Source organism: Thiomonas intermedia (genome assembly GCF_002028405.1).
In the GTDB taxonomy this organism is placed as follows: Bacteria; Pseudomonadota; Gammaproteobacteria; order Burkholderiales; family Burkholderiaceae_C; genus Thiomonas; species Thiomonas intermedia.
In genome coordinates this window covers 2,357,091-2,373,482 of the sequence record NZ_CP020046.1, presented here as the reverse complement: position 1 = coordinate 2,373,482, position 16,392 = coordinate 2,357,091, and the positions used below count along the sequence as shown (strand labels likewise).

The 16,392-nt window shown below is 53.4% G+C and carries 16 protein-coding genes; 3 read left to right on the top strand and 13 right to left on the bottom strand.

All coding sequences use genetic code 11. The annotated features are described in order from the left end of the window. Positions 1-22: 22 nt before the first annotated feature. From BVH73_RS11095 to BVH73_RS11040, 13 genes are all read right to left on the bottom strand, one after another. The gene (locus tag BVH73_RS11095; RefSeq protein ID WP_154048477.1) at positions 23-763 is read right to left on the bottom strand and encodes a glycosyltransferase; all 741 of its coding nucleotides are present in this window, start codon (positions 761-763) and stop codon (positions 23-25) included. Beyond that, a complete protein-coding gene (locus BVH73_RS11090) occupies positions 760-1,671 on the bottom strand; it encodes a GDP-mannose 4,6-dehydratase (protein WP_079418663.1) in 912 nt (303 codons plus the stop codon). Before BVH73_RS11090 ends, BVH73_RS11095 begins: the two co-directional genes overlap by 4 nt. Then, on the bottom strand, positions 1,671-2,705 hold the full coding sequence (gene gmd, locus BVH73_RS11085) for a GDP-mannose 4,6-dehydratase (protein ID WP_079418661.1): 1,035 nt from the start codon (positions 2,703-2,705) through the stop codon (positions 1,671-1,673). The genes BVH73_RS11090 and gmd overlap by 1 nt, the downstream gene beginning before the upstream one ends. A 6-nt stretch (positions 2,706-2,711) precedes the next feature. Next, positions 2,712-3,806 (bottom strand): DegT/DnrJ/EryC1/StrS family aminotransferase, encoded by a 1,095-nt coding sequence (locus tag BVH73_RS11080; protein WP_079418659.1) that lies wholly within the window; start codon positions 3,804-3,806, stop codon positions 2,712-2,714. A gap of 3 nt (positions 3,807-3,809) precedes the next feature. Then, on the bottom strand, positions 3,810-5,339 hold the full coding sequence (locus BVH73_RS11075) for a glycosyltransferase (protein ID WP_169836772.1): 1,530 nt from the start codon (positions 5,337-5,339) through the stop codon (positions 3,810-3,812). Positions 5,340-5,404: 65 nt separating this feature from the next. After that, complete coding sequence (locus BVH73_RS15825) at positions 5,405-6,643, bottom strand: glycosyltransferase family protein (protein ID WP_154048476.1); 1,239 nt, start codon at positions 6,641-6,643, stop codon at positions 5,405-5,407. Beyond that, positions 6,640-7,275: an acetyltransferase gene (locus tag BVH73_RS11070; RefSeq protein ID WP_079418654.1), complete on the bottom strand. Its 636-nt coding sequence runs from the start codon at positions 7,273-7,275 to the stop codon at positions 6,640-6,642. The genes BVH73_RS15825 and BVH73_RS11070 overlap by 4 nt, the downstream gene beginning before the upstream one ends. Continuing rightward, a complete protein-coding gene (locus BVH73_RS11065) occupies positions 7,272-8,708 on the bottom strand; it encodes a mannose-1-phosphate guanylyltransferase/mannose-6-phosphate isomerase (RefSeq protein WP_079418652.1) in 1,437 nt (478 codons plus the stop codon). Before BVH73_RS11065 ends, BVH73_RS11070 begins: the two co-directional genes overlap by 4 nt. A 16-nt stretch (positions 8,709-8,724) precedes the next feature. Continuing rightward, positions 8,725-9,573: an ABC transporter ATP-binding protein gene (locus BVH73_RS11060; RefSeq protein ID WP_079418650.1), complete on the bottom strand. Its 849-nt coding sequence runs from the start codon at positions 9,571-9,573 to the stop codon at positions 8,725-8,727. 20 nt (positions 9,574-9,593) lie between these two features. Further along, positions 9,594-9,974: a type II toxin-antitoxin system VapC family toxin gene (locus BVH73_RS11055; protein ID WP_079418648.1), complete on the bottom strand. Its 381-nt coding sequence runs from the start codon at positions 9,972-9,974 to the stop codon at positions 9,594-9,596. Further along, the gene (locus BVH73_RS11050) at positions 9,971-10,348 is read right to left on the bottom strand and encodes a type II toxin-antitoxin system Phd/YefM family antitoxin (RefSeq protein WP_245800324.1); all 378 of its coding nucleotides are present in this window, start codon (positions 10,346-10,348) and stop codon (positions 9,971-9,973) included. Before BVH73_RS11050 ends, BVH73_RS11055 begins: the two co-directional genes overlap by 4 nt. A gap of 46 nt (positions 10,349-10,394) precedes the next feature. Beyond that, on the bottom strand, positions 10,395-11,186 hold the full coding sequence (locus BVH73_RS11045; RefSeq protein ID WP_079418644.1) for an ABC transporter permease: 792 nt from the start codon (positions 11,184-11,186) through the stop codon (positions 10,395-10,397). Positions 11,187-11,569: 383 nt separating this feature from the next. Continuing rightward, entirely contained in the window at positions 11,570-13,309 is a 1,740-nt protein-coding gene (locus BVH73_RS11040) for an ATP-binding cassette domain-containing protein (RefSeq protein WP_245800323.1), read from the bottom strand. Between the two features lie 64 nt (positions 13,310-13,373). Here BVH73_RS11040 and BVH73_RS11035 point away from each other — a divergent pair, with 64 nt between their 5' ends. The 3 genes from BVH73_RS11035 to BVH73_RS11025 are packed head-to-tail and all read left to right on the top strand — an operon-like array spanning position 13,374 to position 16,252. Then, entirely contained in the window at positions 13,374-14,636 is a 1,263-nt protein-coding gene (locus BVH73_RS11035; RefSeq protein WP_079418640.1) for an O-antigen ligase family protein, read from the top strand. Continuing rightward, on the top strand, positions 14,629-15,405 hold the full coding sequence (locus tag BVH73_RS11030) for a glycosyltransferase family 2 protein (protein ID WP_079418638.1): 777 nt from the start codon (positions 14,629-14,631) through the stop codon (positions 15,403-15,405). Before BVH73_RS11035 ends, BVH73_RS11030 begins: the two co-directional genes overlap by 8 nt. Continuing rightward, positions 15,395-16,252 carry a glycosyltransferase gene (locus tag BVH73_RS11025; RefSeq protein WP_079418636.1) on the top strand — a complete coding sequence of 286 codons (858 nt, stop codon included), beginning with the start codon at positions 15,395-15,397 and terminating at the stop codon, positions 16,250-16,252. The genes BVH73_RS11030 and BVH73_RS11025 overlap by 11 nt, the downstream gene beginning before the upstream one ends. Positions 16,253-16,392 lie beyond the last annotated feature (140 nt).

Genomic DNA, 16,392 nt, shown 5'->3' with positions numbered 1-16,392 from the left:
GCCATTGTCTCGGATCGAACCATCAGGCGAAAGCCTGGAAAGTCCGACAGCCTCCTAGGCGTTCCACGTTTTTACGGGGTTCCAGAGTGGCGACGGAAAGCACAAAGCCCCGATACCGAAGACCGAAGGCCTTCAAGGTCTCTGCGACCTCTTCCGATGTCCTCACGCGAAAGTCTGCGTCCGCCCCGAGGTGGGTGACAAAAAGCTTGCCTGCCGGAATGCCATACACCTCTGCAAGCTCGCCCGCGACAAAGTGCGAATCGGTGACCACCCGGTCAGCCCTGGCTAACGCCGAAGCCAAATGCTTGTTGAGAAAAGCCACTCGCTCTACAGGATGAAACTGCGGATAGCGCACATGCGAGAGGTCGTGCGCCGTGATGACCAAGGGGCCGGCATATCGCACCGGGACGTAGTTAGGCTCGTGGTAGACAAACCCTTCTCTGGCCAAGACACCAATACGGCGACCATCCTGCCATTCGCGCAAAGCCTGCCTTGCCGCGTATGCCCCTGGAACCCCCCGTATCGCCACCTTCAGCGCTGCAAGCCTGCCCCGTGGGCTCATCAAGGCCGGGGCGGCATGGGCAGACCGATCTTCATTCACATAGGCGTGAAGCGCCTCACCGCGATAAATGCGCCCCCCCAGGAAACCCGCCACGGCATCAAGTTCTCCCGTGGCCGTCAGCGCCTCGATGAGATGTTGCGTGTAAAGGCCAATTCCGGTGCGCGGCGGCAACAGCGACTGCACATTGAACAAAACTTTCAAGCAACGGCTCCAGTGGCCGCATCACCCTGCAGCATCCACGCTAGAGTGTCTTCCAGGGCATGGCGGGGAGCAAACCCGATGGCTTCTGTGAGCTTGTGGTGCGAACCACGAAGCACGGGAATTTCGTTCGGCCGCACGAAGGCTGGGTTGACTTGCACGGCCATGGCATGACCCGTCCTGCGGGTCATGATGTCCAGCACCTCGCGCAAGGCCACCGCCTTGCCCGAACAGACGTTGAAAACCTCAGACCGCACATCAGCCTCCAGCAACCCCATGTAAGCCGCGGCCACATCGCGCACGTCCGAGAAGTCTCGGCTGACGTCCAGATTGCCCAGCTCGATCTTGGCCGCGCGGCGTTTGAAATGACTCACGATCTTGGGAATGAGAAACTTCTCGTCCTGCCCTATCCCGGTGTAGTTGAACGGCCGGGTCATCACGATGGGCAATCGGTCGAACCAGGTGCGCACCATGTGTTCCATGGCGAGCTTGCTGCAGGCATAGTGGTTGACGGGCGCGGGGCAAACCGATTCATCGATGACCTCGATACCCGGGGTGCCATAGATATTGGCCGAGCTGGCAATCAACACCTTGCACGGCAATTCAGGCAACGCAGCAAGGGCTTCGAGCAGATTCAACGTGCCGAACAGGTTGACATCATAAAAGGCACATGCGTCTCCGCTCGCCACGAACGAAAGCCCAGCCAGATGAACCACATGCGTGGGCCGTGCCCCCTGCACAGCTGCGCGCACCGCGGTGGCATCCGTCAGATTGCAGGCCAGATCGCGATCTGCCGACGAAACCCCCTCACCCAAACCGACCACACCATAGCCTTTGCTACGGAGCGCAGGTACCAGATAGCGACCAGTAAACCCGCCCGCTCCAGTCACCAGTACGACGGGTGCGCGCATCAGAAAGAAAACCCGGCTTCGTTACGGCGCAAATCGGCCTCCACCATCATGGCGCACAGTTGCTCCAGCGTGGTGGTCGGCTCCCAGCCGAGTTTGGCCTTGGCCTTGGCTGGATTGCCAATGAGCAAGTCAACCTCGGCTGGCCGGTAAAACTTCGGATTGATGGAGACGATGGTCTTGCCCGTGGCAGTATCGATGCCTCGCTCTTGCTCATTCTTGCCCTGCCATTCGAGCGTGATGCCAGCGCCTTTGGCGGCCATGGACACGAAGTCGCGCACCGTCTCGGTACGGTTGGTGGCGAGCACGAACGTGTCGGGCTCGTCCGCCTGCAGCATGCGCCACATGCCTTCCACGTAGTCCTTGGCGAAACCCCAGTCGCGCTTGGCGTCGAGGTTGCCGAGTTCCAGCACGTCCAGCTTGCCGAGCTTGATCTTGGCCATGCTGTCGGTGATTTTGCGCGTGACGAACTCGCGGCCGCGCAGCGGGCTCTCGTGGTTGAACAAGATGCCGCTGCTGCCAAAGATGCCGTAGCTCTCGCGGTAGTTCACCGTCATCCAATGGGCATAAAGCTTGGCAACACCGTAAGGGCTGCGGGGATAGAACGGGGTGTCTTCCACTTGCGGAATGGCCTGCACCTTGCCAAACATTTCCGAGGTACTGGCCTGATAGAAGCGAATTTTCGGATTGACGATGCGAATGGCTTCCAGCAAGTTAAGCGCGCCAATACCGGTGATCTGCGCCGTGGTGTGCGGCTGGTCGAAGCTCACCCCGACGAAGCTCTGCGCCGCGAGGTTGTAGACCTCCGTGGCACCCGTGCTCTGCAGCAGACGAATGGACGACCCCAGGTCCGTCAGGTCGTACTCGACCAAATGCAGTTTCGGATGCTTGGCAATGCCCAACTCGTCGATCCGCCAGAAATTAACGGAGCTAGTACGCCGGTACGTGCCGTAGACCGTATAGCCCTTCGACAGGAGGAGCTCCGCAAGATAAGCACCATCTTGGCCGGAAATTCCCGTAATAATGCAATTTTTCATATCAAATTAACCAAAAAATTTATTAACCATGTCTGCAACATACGCGACATCATCTTCACTGAGAAGGGGTGAACTCGGCAAATTTACGGCCTTCGCCGCCAGTTCGCACGCAACCGGATAATGTCCGCTTGAAAATCTAGCATACATGGGCATCATGTGCGCCGGATAAAATCCAGGTCGAGTCTCAATTCCGCGGGACTTCAAAAATTCCCGCAAACCATCTCTAGACCCACCATCGTTTACAGAGATAGTGCACATCCAAAACGAATTTGTTGTGCCGCCAATCTCCCAGTGCAATTTTGCATATTTAGAATCGATTTGGCTTCTATATTGCTCCGCTATTTTTCTTTTTTTACTCAAAATATAATCAAAATTCTCCAATTGACCGACCCCAATTGCAGCGCAAATATTGGTCATTCGATAATTATACCCTACAACGTCGTGCCAATATTCCCTGTCACCAGCCAAACCTTGGCCACGCAGCTTTCGCGCTGCGGTTAAGTATTCAGGGTGCACACCAATGAGTGCGCCACCCTCACCAGTGGTAATTGTCTTATTACCAAAGAAACTTAATGTGCCAATATGGCCAAATGTCCCAACGGATTTTTCACCAATCTTTGAGCCGATAGCCTCCGCGCAATCCTCAACGACAAAAATATCATTGCGCTCAGCTATTGCCATCAGCTGAAGCATGTCCGATGGTTGCCCGTATAAGTGAACTGCCATAATTGCTCGTGTTCTTGGAGTTATCGCACGCTCAACAGCACTCGGATCGATCTGCCACGAATCCGTTAACGAATCCACAAACACCGGAGTGGCACCAACGTACGCAATTGCATTAACACTCGCAATATACGTAAACGTAGGCACTATAACCTCATCACCAGGGCCGATCCCAAGTGAGAGCAGCGCCAAATGTAGCGCTACGGTACCGTTGCAAACCGCAACTGCATCGGCAGAACCAGTGACCTGCCCCAGCATACCCTCAAACTGACCGATGAACCTCCCTCGCGAAGAAATCCAGTTTGAATCAAGACATTCCTTTACGTATGCCTTTTCTGCCGACCCGAGCATTGGCTCATATACCGGAATATTTTTCATTTCTCAATTTCCATTAATGACATTTAAATAACTGCGTGCCATATCCGAGAAGGTGTACCCCTTGTGGACATCTGCAAGAATATGCTGCGCACGTACAAATTCAACCCTTTCGGCCAAGACCACCTGAATCATCTTTACAAGTTTATTTAAATCATACGGATCAAAGATCCACCCAGAAAATAAATTCTCTGAAATTGAATATCTCAAAAACATTTCCCGGACAACGGGTATATCCGAAACAATTACGGGCGCTCCAAGAGCGACGGCGCGAGACACATTAAATATATCCCCCCCCTCAGCCAAACTTGGGTGAACAACCGCAGCCGCGTTCGCGATCAGGAAATTCAGCATTGCGATTGGGACTGTTGGCAAGAACAAAATTTCACGATCCAGACGCCGCTCCTGGATATATTCGAGAACTTCAGCTGAAATGCTATGCGAGGTACAAATAAGTTTTACTTGAATTTGCTCAACTCTCAATAATTTTTCGACAGCCTTAACCAGCGTGATCGTATTTTTATGAGGTCGATCTACTGAAGGGTAAATCAAATATTTTCCCTCGCCCTTCGCGAGCATTTCAACCAATTCGATATGCTTAACAGGAGGAACGCGAGCCCGTAGAATCTGAAATGCTTCTGATCTCGATGAAGTCCGCCCCAGCTCATCTACAAAGAATCCTTGCGGAATGACGCTAATTTTCTCCGCAGAAACCGACGGAAAAAATCGTCGCAGTTGTCTATCGCGAGTGTAATTCGAATAACAAATGACATCATTTGCATTGTTAATCGCCTTGGAGATAGAAATATGCAAATTTTCCCCCAATACTCCCTGCGGATATCGGCTCGGAAAAGCCGCTGTAACCAAATCTGGAAATACAACGACCTTCCGCACTCTGTGAATAGATTCGACAAGATATCCTTCAAATGCATTTATAAATAATATGCATTTAACTGACTCATCTGAATCAATAATTCGCCCCAATCGCCGCGACTCCAATCGATATGACGCCTCCAAGAATTTAATTTTCTCGTTTTGAATGGTTGCGTCAATGCTCGACTTAAAATTCGCAAAAATCCGCAGGAAACGCATAATGCGCAACCTATGCGCGATCGCCCGCCGCCGCCTCCAAATCGCGCGCCAAGCTACAAGCGCACCTAAGGCGAAAATCAAAGGAAATGTCAACAATCCGAGGGAGACTAAAAGGAACGCCAACAACATTTTAGGAATTAAAGTTATTGGCGAAAAATCCAATAACCGTGCAAATAGAACAATTAAACGATCACGCACGGCTTCCATTCGCCCACCCGTCGATGCTCTGATCTTAGATTTCTTCATGGCTACGCCCCCCCATCGAGCGCGCCTCAAAATCCAGCTTCCGGCCATCTCCACTTTAATTTCAACTTTTCCTAAATCAATTCCATTTGTTGTAAGCGCTTTAATAAGGCCATCATAATGTCGGCGCGTGGTAAATACCCTAACTACCTCACCAATATCTGCAGCACCGATCAGCAAATCAGCAAACAAGACGTTCAAACCCTCACTCGCCGAAGTTTCCGAGCTTCGCTGGTAAAATATAATATCCATAAATTGGGTATCAATCAGAGGGGATTTGAATGGAGGCCGCTCTTAATCGCATCCCAAAATTCTGGCGCCGCCTGAATATATGTTTTTCCATCAAGGACCTCCTTACTTGGCATTCTTTCCCTTAGAGCATCTTGATTATTAATCATATATTTAATTTTTTCTGGCAGATTGGATCCATTTAAATCAAAAAATTCCATTCCTAGCTGGAATTTCTCATCAATTTCTCGCATAGCTGCATAACCTGCCGATAAAGTTGGAGTTCCTAGCCTTGCAGCCTCTATCGCCGTATAGGTTCCATTATCAAACCGCGTGCCATGCAGGAGGAATGCTGATCGAGCGATCGTTGCTAAAAATGTCGCGTCGTCTAAATACCCTGTGAAATTCAGCGCCCTTCTTAGAAGCGGTGAATTCTTAATTTTCTTCGCTACAGATTTAATATATGGATGCGCATCAACCTCGGAGAATTCCGGCGAAAATTGGAAAACCGAACCAATTACGTCGACATATATAGGCTCGGCGCATTCACTAAGAATTAACTCGATCGAATCCAATATTTCAAGATGATTTTCATGCTGCGAGTAGGTGGTCGCCCAAGATATTCTATTTCGGCTGCGCACCTCTTTTGACAACGAATAACCAACATCTAGCATCGGATCGAAATCCAATGGTGCTCGCAATACTTTTTCAGAATGGGCACCTATGAAGTTAATTATGTCTGATCTAGTTTGATTCGATGTTGCGACTATAAAATTCGCGCGCAATGAAATTCCAGCGCGCAGATCCATTAGGCGCCATCCATTTTCATCGAATATATCGGGGTAATACCGGCAAACATAGTCGTACACGACCACTGAATATGGCTTTTTAATTCTTGCTGAATATGGTATGTTATCGGAGGCAATCAAATAAAAGTCGGCCTCTTCGAAATTACTCATTCCGTCATTAAAAACAACTACATCCTGACTCGTTTCATCAATATTTTTTGAGTAATCTTCTTGAAATTCATCATAGACCTTAAAGAGATCGCTCGGCATAATTTGAAGCGTGAACTCCCTTGCATTTACGCCATAATTTCCTAGCGACTCAATTGAGCCCTTTCTAAATTTTGTACCTTTCGGATATCCAAAGCTCACCCTCACCTCGTCTCCACGCTTCTTCGAGCCGATCACTAGCATTTTTGCCATGTTGACGGCACTTTTGAGCACCCCTCCTTCATAGGGCGCAGGCAATATTACCGCTATATGTAAATTCATGATTTCTTATTGATTTCACGTGCTGCTGCACCTACAACGATTTGTGAATTTGGTATATTTCTCACCACAGCGGTGCCCGCCCCAACAATGACTTTGCGGCCGATCCGAACGCCTGGTTTAATTGAAGACCCGACGCCAATTAGCGCTTTTTCTCCTACATAAACTTGACCGGCTAAGGCGCAACCAGGAGCGACATGTGCACCGCTACGTATTTCGTTGTCGTGCTCTACGATTGCACCTGAATTTATGATCACAAAGCTACCAATCTGGGCATGAGTACCAACACTTGCATTCTGCAAGATAACAGCTCCGCGCGATATCGACGCAGATCTTGAAATATAGGCCCTTGGGTGTATTATTGCTGGGAATTCACACCCACTCTTCGAGAGAGCGCGCGCAATCTGTAATCTTTTTGTATTATCTCCCAAAGCAACGACGATATTCTGTATTCCAATATTTTTTATTACCTCCATCTCGCTTGCTCCCGAATAAACAGGCAAGTCATACAAGCGTGATTGGGAACCCTGAGGCGCCACAAACCCCACGGCGCGAGCCCATCCCCCTTCAATAATTGCCTCAAGAACTACCTTCGCGTGGCCGCCAGCGCCAATTATTAAAATTTCCTTCATCATGCGGCACCTGTTCTCCCGTACTCATCGGCGAATCGAATAATGTCATCCTCCCCAAGATAATCGCCGCTCTGTACCTCGATCATGACGAGGTCAACCATTCCAGGGTTGCTCAAGCGGTGCTGGGTACCCGCAGGGATGTAGGTGGACTCATTGGTCCGCACGAGCATGTCTTTTTCGCCGTTGATCACTCTTGCAATGCCGGAAACGACAATCCAATGCTCACTGCGGTGGTGGTGCATCTGCAGCGAAAGCGTGCCTTTGGGTTTAACCACAATGCGCTTGATTTTGAAATCTTCAGCTTCTTCAAGCACCGTGTAGGTGCCCCACGGCCGGTGAACTTCGCGGTGGATTTTGTAGGCATCGTGGCCGCTGGCCTTGAGCTGTGCGGTGATCTGTTTAACGTCTTGGGCGCGGCTGCGGTCGGCCACAAGCACGGCGTCTGGGGTGTCCACCACGATCAGGTCGTGCACCCCCACCAAGCCGACAATGCGTTGCGGGCTTTGTACATAGCAGTTGCGCGCGTCGTGCAGCAAGGCTTCACCGAGGATGCGGTTGCCTCGCGCATCGGCATCTTGCAGGTCGCTCAATGCGTTCCACGAACCGATGTCGCTCCAGCCTATGTCGCACGGCACCACGGCCACCTCGGTGGAGGGTTCCATCAAGGCGTAATCAATCGAGATGTCGGGGGCGTATTCGAAGGCTTTGGGTCGCATCTCCACCTGGCTGATGCCACCGCCCTGAATTTCCGCCGAAGCGCCCAGGCAGTTCTGCACGCTGTCGAGCACATTGGGGGCATGTTCTGAAAGCTCGCGCAGCACGGCATCCACACGGAAGCAAAACATGCCGCTGTTCCAGAGGTAGCGCCCGCTGCTCAAAAATTCGGAGGCCTTGGCCAGCGTCGGTTTTTCCACAAAGCGCAACACGGTGTTGCCCTCCGCTTCGATATAGCCGAAGCCGGTTTCTGGGGCCGTGGGCTGGATGCCAAAGGTCACCATCTTGCCCTGTGCCGCGAGCTCGCAGGCTTGATTCACGGCAGTGGTGAACTCTGCCTGCTTGGTGATGAGATGGTCTGCGGCGAGCACGAGCAAGGTGGCATCTGGCCCGAGGTGCTTCTCGGCCCAGAGGGCGGCGGCGGCCAGCGCGGGGGCGGTGTTGCGGCCGAAGGGCTCAAGAATGTAGGCCGTGGCCTTGCCGGTGGGGTTGACCTGGGCGTACTCGTCTTTGGTCTTGAACACGAGATCGCGGTTGGTGACGGTGAGGACTTGCTCGACGCCCGGCAGGGCCGCTGCACGCAGAAAAGTCTTTTGCAGCAGGCTCTGGCCGTCGGCCAACTGCATGAAGGGTTTGGGATGCTGCTCGCGCGAAACGGGCCACAACCGGGTGCCCGCACCACCAGACAGAATGACGGGCAGAAGTTTTTGACAGGTGTTCATAGGAGGATGGGCCACGTCAAGGCGTTCGACGCTGGCTCTGTTTGCGTTGGGAGAAAGCTGTGTTCGCAACGCGCTTCCGTAGCATTTTGGGGACAGGTGGCGGCATCTCGTGAGGGTGCATCACTTGGTCGTACTGACTGACGACCTCGTCAACCTCGCCAAACATCTTCACTTTGCCACGCTCCATCCACAGCACTTTATTACAAGTTTTTCGGATTGCGTCGCTGTTGTGAATAGCGAGCACCACAATCTCCGCACGAGCATGCAGGTCTTGCAAGCGTTTGTTGGCTTTGTCCTGAAAGCTGGCATCACCCACTCCGAGCACTTCGTCGAGCAGCAGGATGTCGGCCTCCACGGCGGTGGAAATGGCGAAGGCCAGGCGCACGCGCATGCCGCTGGAATAGGTGCGCAATGGCAGGTCGAGGTAGTCGCCCAGCTCGGTGAATTCGGCGATGTCTTCGGTCTTGCGCTTGATTTCGGCGTCGGTCATGCCCAGCAGCAGGCCGCGCAGGCGGATGTTCTGGCGGCCGGTGGACTGGTCGTCCATGCCGAGGGCGATGTCGAGCAGCGGCACCGACTTGCCTTGCACGTCCACCGTGCCACTGCTGGGCGGGTAGATACCTGCCATGACCCGCAGCAGGGTGCTCTTGCCGGCGCCGTTATGGCCGATGAGGCCCAGGCGGTCGCCGCTCTCCAGCTTGAGGCTGAGGTCGTCAATGGCGCGCACCACGACCACGCCGGTGTTGTCTTCGGCAATGCGGTTGCGGCGTCCCATGCGCAGCACGCGCTTTTTGAGAGACTGCCCCGACACATCGAAGATGGGCAGGTCGAGATGGACGTTTTGGAGGGTGATGCTGGCAGGCATGGGGTTGTGGGGCTCGGGTGTCACACCAGGGTGACGAGGTCGCTTGAATACGCAGGCAATTGCCTATCGGCGGTGAGCAAGCGCAGCGGCTCTGAAAGGGCTTGCGCGATGAGTAGCCTGTCGAACGGATCTTTGTGATGATTAGGCAGCAAAACAACTTTCAGAGTGTGCTGCCAGGTGACGGGTAACTCTTGAAACCCCGCCAGATGAAGCTGCCGGGTCAACTCGGCAACCTCAACCTCAATTTTCCCCAGGCCCGCCTTGATGGCAATTTCCCACAACGAGGCGGCGCTGACATACACCGCGTCTGCGGCTTGCAACTGCTCGCGCGCTGCACCCGACAGGCGGGGGTCGTCTGTCATCGCCCACAGCATCACATGGGTGTCCAGAAGCAATTTCAAATCTTTTGCCCTTCGGTGAAACTCTGCAGCACCTCGGCGGGCAAAGGATCGTCAAAGTCTTCAGCGAGTTGAATTTGGCCTTTCATCAAGCCGAGGCGCACGGTCGGCTTCGCCGTGGCCTGCAAGGCAGTCAGCCGAGCCACGGGCCTGCGCGCCCGGGCGATGATGACCTCTTCACCATGCTCGACACGCTCAATCAATTGAGACAAGGTGGTTTTGGCTTCGTGAATGTTGACGGTCTGCATAGCACTCGCAATTTGCACGGAAATTGAGTCTAGTTTAGCCAACTTCAAATCAGATTCGGGCTTTCGACCAATAGCCCCCCCTTTTTTGAGGCTTGAGCCCTGTGTCCAGAGGGGTTTGGTGTCATGCATCAGCCTGCACTGCCCTGACTCCGCTTTGAATGACAGCGCAACGCGTTCACACCCAATACGGAATGCGCCGGTGGTAGCGCCCGGTCATACCCAGCGCGAGCAGCCAGCCGAACACGGCCATGCCGATGGTGAGCCCCCAGGTGAAAGGCGGCGGCACTTCGCCCACCAGGGGCTGGCGCACGATGTCGATGAGATACGCCAGCGGGTTGAACTCCACGATCCATTGGTGTTTGCCGCTGAGCATGCCGCCATGAAACAGAATGGGGGTGACGTAGAACGCGACTTGCAGCAGGGCGCTCACGATTTGTGGCAGGTCGCGAAAGCGCGCCGAAATCAAACCTGCCACGGCCGCCATCCACATGGCGTTGAGCAAGAAAAGCGCCAGGCCCGGAATGAACAGGGGCATGGTGGCCCAGCTCTTCACACCGAAGATCACCAGGGTGATCAACACAATGATGAAGTTGTGCGCAAAGATCACCGTATTGCGCCACGCGACCTGCAAGATGTAGATAAGCCGCGGGGTGTGCACCTGGCGGATGTAGTTGGCGCTATTGATGTAGGCGGTACAGCCTTCATTGACGATGCTCGAGAACAGCCCCCACATGACGATGCCGATGGCTAGCAAAGGTAAATAATCACTGAGGTTCTGACCGAATAAGGTGCCATACACCACCCCCAGCGTGCCAACCAGTACGCCCATGCTGATGGTGAGCCAGAACGGGCCAACTTTGGAACGCGCATAGCGCTGGCGAATTTCGAGCCAGCCCAGCAGGCTCCACAAACGCCAGGCGAAGATGCTGCGGGTAAGATCGTTGAGGGCGGTTCGGAATGCAGACATGGGCGAGGCAAGGCGGCCTAAAAGCGAGTCATCTTAAAGGACAGGCACACTCACCCGCCTTAAAAACCCGGCATTCCGCGGGATCGGGAGGATGGTCGGATTTGAGTGATTGATTCTGCATTGAGAGGGATGAACGGTTCATGGGTCGTGACCAAGCGACGGCCGCTTCCCCTCTCGATCTCATTCGCAGGCGGAAAAGGCCGTTTTGCCCCACCCACCCCGTGGGGGAAGACGGGGCTGGGCATTTCCCCCTCCCAACCTCCCCCACCCCGTGGGGGAGGGGCATTCTCTCCCCTCACGCCGTGGAGGGCGTGTTCTCTCCCTCTCCACTTGTGGGGAGGGCCGGGGTGGGGAGGCTCGGTCTCAAACGTCAACGTACCGGATCATTCGCTCGGCACGGACTTCGCCTCCCCTGGCCGAAACTGCATGTGGTGCAACTGGGCATAGAGCCCGCCTTTCTGCAGCAATTCGTCTTGGGTGCCGAGTTCGATCAGGCGGCCCTCGTCGAGCACCGCGATGCGGTGGCAGTGGGCTATTGTTGCCAGCCGGTGGGCGATGACGATGGTGGTGCGGCCTTCCATGAGGCGGTTGATGGCCTGCTGCACGAGGCGCTCGCTTTCGGCGTCGAGCGCGCTGGTGGCTTCGTCGAGAATGAGCAGAGGGGCGTTGCGGTAAAGCGCACGGGCAATGGAAAGTCGCTGGCGTTGTCCGCCCGAGAGCTGCGAGCCGTTGTGACCCACCGGGGCCTGCAAGCCGCCGGGCAGGCCCCGCACGAACTCGCCTAGCGCGGCGGCGTCGAGCGCGGCCCAGGCGCGGCTTTCGTCCACCTCGGAACCAAAGCTCACGTTGGCGCCAATGCTGTCGTTGAGCAGCACCACGTCTTGTCCGACATAGGCGATCTGCTCGCGCAGGCTGTGCAGATTCCAGTCGCGCAGCGGCACGCCGTCGAGTAGCAGACGGCCCTGGCTGGGTTCGAGCAGGCGCGGCACGAGGCGCATGAGCGTGGTCTTGCCAGCACCCGACGGGCCCACGAGCGCGAGGCTCTCGCCCGCCTGCACGCGCAGGCAAATGCCGTCGAGCACAGGGCGGTCCATGGCGCTGAGGGTGACGCCCACATCGTCGAACTCAAGGTCGCCGCGCACGCGCTCGACGGTGTGCGTGCCGGTGTCGTGCTCACGCGGCGCGTCCACAATGCCGCGCAGACGATCGAGGGAGGTCAGCGCCCGCATCATGGGCTGAACGATGTCGGCCACGCGCCGCAGCGGCGAGAGCGTCATCATCATCGCCGTGATGAACGACACAAACCCGCCTACGCTGTGACGCCCAGAAACATCGCTCTGCCACATGGCAAACACGATGACGACCGACACGGCCAGGGCCGACAACCATTGCGACACCGGCGTGGTGGTGGAACCCGACACCAGCGTCTTCACGGTGGTACGGCGCAGGGCCTGGTTGATGCGGTCGAACCTCTCAGCGAAACCGCCCTGGGCGTTGTGCACGCGGATGACCGGCGCGGCCAGCATGCCCTCTTCCAGGGCATAGGAGGTTTCTTCTGCGGCCTTCTGCATCTGCGCATTCAACCGTTTGGCGCGGCGGCTGATGATGCGCATGGTGAAGATGAGCGGCAGCAGAATGGCCAGGGTCAACAGCGTCAGACTCCAGTTGACCCACAGCAGGTAGCCGAACAGCGCGATCAGGGTAAAGCTGTCGCGCACCAGTGTGAGCAGGCCCGGAAAGATCATGCCGAGCGCCAGTTGCGCTTCGTACACAGCCGCGCCAATCAGGCTGCTGGCACTTTCGCGCTGGAGTTGCGCCAGCTGCGCGTGCACAATCTGCCCGTAAACCAGTTCACGCACCCGCGCGAGCACGTTCTGCGTCAACCACTGTGTAAGAAACTGTGAGGCCAGCCAAGCCAGCCCGCGTACCGTGAACAAGCCCATCAACACCGCAGGCACGGCCCACAAAGGAAAGTCCCGCTTGGCCGTGAAGCCCACGTCGAGCACATGCTTCATCAGAGCGGGAAGCACCGGCTCGGTGGCCGCCACAATCGCAGCGAACAACACGATGAGCAACGCGGCGGAGCGATTGCGGGGGGTGGCGTTGAAAAGTTCAAGCAGCAACTGAACCGCGGCACCAGACCGTTTTTTAGAGCCTTCAGAACCTTGTAGACGCATAGAAAAATTCATGCAAATAAAACGTCAGAGCATAGCGCCCCTTCTATCCCCTAGGCCTTCAGTCCTTGTCGGCATTGCGATTGTCTTTGCAGCTGCGTCCACTCCCTTGCCGACAGCATGGGGTTCATTTGCGCTAGTTCTTTTATTGCTAGCCTTTTTTACCCAGTCATATAAGGCAGAAATATGGAAAGGCCTTTTTAACAATCAGCCATCTCAAGCAGCTTGGCTATTTCTAGCCGCGCTTGCAATTGGCATGCTTTATGGAAAGACCGACCTGCACCAGGCATTTGAATTCTGGAGCAAATACCTAAAGTTATTAGCCATTCCACTGATCATAGCAATGGCTCCAAATAAAAAGTGGAGAATTCTCGCACTCAATTCTGCGCTAGCCGCCATCACGTTGTCGGTGATTGTATCTTACATGCGATATTTTGGATTAATTCATCCATTTATCGACCCAAATCAAGCCTATATTGGATTTCAAAACAGAATTACTTTTGGCTTATACACTTCCGTCGCAAGCTATATCTTTGCGTATAGAGCAATAAGATCTCAAAAAATTAATTTACAAATATATTATGCTATATTGTTCGTTTGCATGGCCTATAACACATTGGCCATTAATAACGGCCGAACAGGATATGTCATATTTTTTTCGCTAACAGCATTATTTTTGGTGCGTCATATCAAAAAAAGTTGGCGCCTACCATCCTTTGCCATTGCCATGATTGGAATAGCGGCAATTTTGCTCGCCTCGCCTATTTCCCGTGATCGTCTAGAAAGGACATTAGCTAATGCACAAACACTGGAAAGCAAACACCCCACCGAAGAAAGTTCGATAGTCATTCGCTGGCAATTTTTCAAAAATAGTCTGGCAATTATTGAGAGCGCCCCTATCTTGGGGCACGGCACCGGGTCTTTTGAGACACAATACGCTCAGCAAATCCTCGGCACAAAACAAGTTGGATCATCCAACCCACATAACGATTACTTGTTGATCGTAGCCCAGCTTGGCGTGCTAGGCCTTCTGGTTGAATTTTACTTAATCATCGCGCTATATAAAGCAGCACAAGGCTTAGCACCCGAAAAAAAGGAATGGGCTTATGCACTGCTACTTGCATTTATTTTATATTCGGCGCTCAACTCGACTCTACTCAACGCTGGAGAGGGGCGTTTCTTTGCCATTTTATTTTCAATAATTCTCCTACCTGATCGAGATTGGAACAACCCGGGCCCAGCATGGCATATAAGAAATATATCGAAACATGAATGACTCAGTCAAGTTTAGCGTTATTGTTATCACTAAAAATGAGGCCAACAACATCACCGACTGCCTTCAGTCGGTCAAGATGCTGGCTGACGAGATCATTGTTTTCGATTCGGGAAGTACCGACGGAACTCAGGAAATATGCGTCAGCCTCGGGGCAACCGTCTATGAGACAGACTGGCCAGGCTTTGGATCTCAGAAAAATAGGGCGTTGGGGCAGGCAACTGGTGAATGGGTGCTGTCCATCGATGCAGATGAACGCCTCACACCAGAACTTGCCGCCGAGATTAAAACGGTCATCCGACAACATTCATCTCTTCACGTATACACCTTGCCGCGCATATCAAGCTATTGCGGCCAGTTCATGCGCTATGGCGGCTGGTATCCGGATCGAGTCGCGAGATTGTTTCGGCGCGGCAGTGCCCAATTTTCCAATGATATTGTGCATGAATCATTAATCACAGATGCATCCTTGGGTGCATTGCATAACCCGCTCTTGCACATTAGCTATCGCTCCCTTGATGAAGTTCTTGAGAAGATCAATTTTTACTCCAGCGCCGGCGCCGAGAAATTAGCGAAATCAGGACGAAAAACTTCACTGACAGCGGCAATAGCGAGGGGGTTCTGGGCCTTTATTCGCACTTACTTTTTGAAACTTGGATTTCTCGATGGCAAACTCGGATTATTGCTCGCCATTTCAAATGCAGAAGGAACCTACTACAAATATATCAAACTATGGCTCATTTCGCAACAAGAGATCAGAGATGGCCAATGAAATAAGCATAATCATCCTCACTTATAATCGTAGCGACGCCTTAAATGCCGTTTTAAATGCGCTCGCACAGCAGGAAACCATACCTAGTGAAGTCGTTATCACCGATGACGGCTCAAACGCAAGCCATACTCAAATTACACAAAGTTTTCTACATAGCCAGGAATGGCCATTCAGAATTAAATATATATGGCACCCAGACATCGGCTTCACTGCATCAACCGCGAGAAACCAAGGGGTTCTCAACTCAGGCGGAAATTACCTTATTTTTCTTGATGGCGATTGCATTCCGCGCCATGATTTTGTTTCTCAGCATGTGCATCAGAGAAGACAGGGCTGCTTCATCAATGGCAGCCGCATTCTGCTCGATCAAGATATTACAGAGGAAATTATTCGTCGCCCGGAGCTTGTTCAAAATTCAATTCTATTTTGGATGAAACAGCGTTTTTTCAGACGGATCAACAAATGGATTCCTATGGTCGCGAGAATTCCGCCCTTTCTGCGTCACGCATCTCCCCATTTCAAATGGAGCGGCATCAGGAGCTGTAATTTTTCGCTTTGGAGAGATGATTTTTTCAAGGTCAATGGCTTTGATGAAGCTTTTGTTGGATGGGGGCACGAGGACGCGGACTTTGTCTGGCGGTTGCAGCGGGCAGGCCTCAAGCGGATCAACGGCTACTGGTCAACAGAGGTTTTTCATCTTTGGCACTTCGAGGCAAGTCGGGATCGTGAGTCGGCAAACGCTCGACGGCTAGGCGAGCGCATGACGAACCCGACATCGTCGTACAAAGCTGAGCAAGGCCTTCTGGAGGGTTCTAGCCACCGCTCAGAGATTCTCTTCTCCGTGTGACCCGCCGGAACCAATCCCCCATTTGCAACTCAGTCTTGTTGTCGCCAGGTTCTGATTCAATTGCGCAAAGCAGCAAGACTTGCGAATTTTTACGACGGCGGGGCTCCTGCCCTTCTTAGAATTTCAACGCTGTGTTTGCG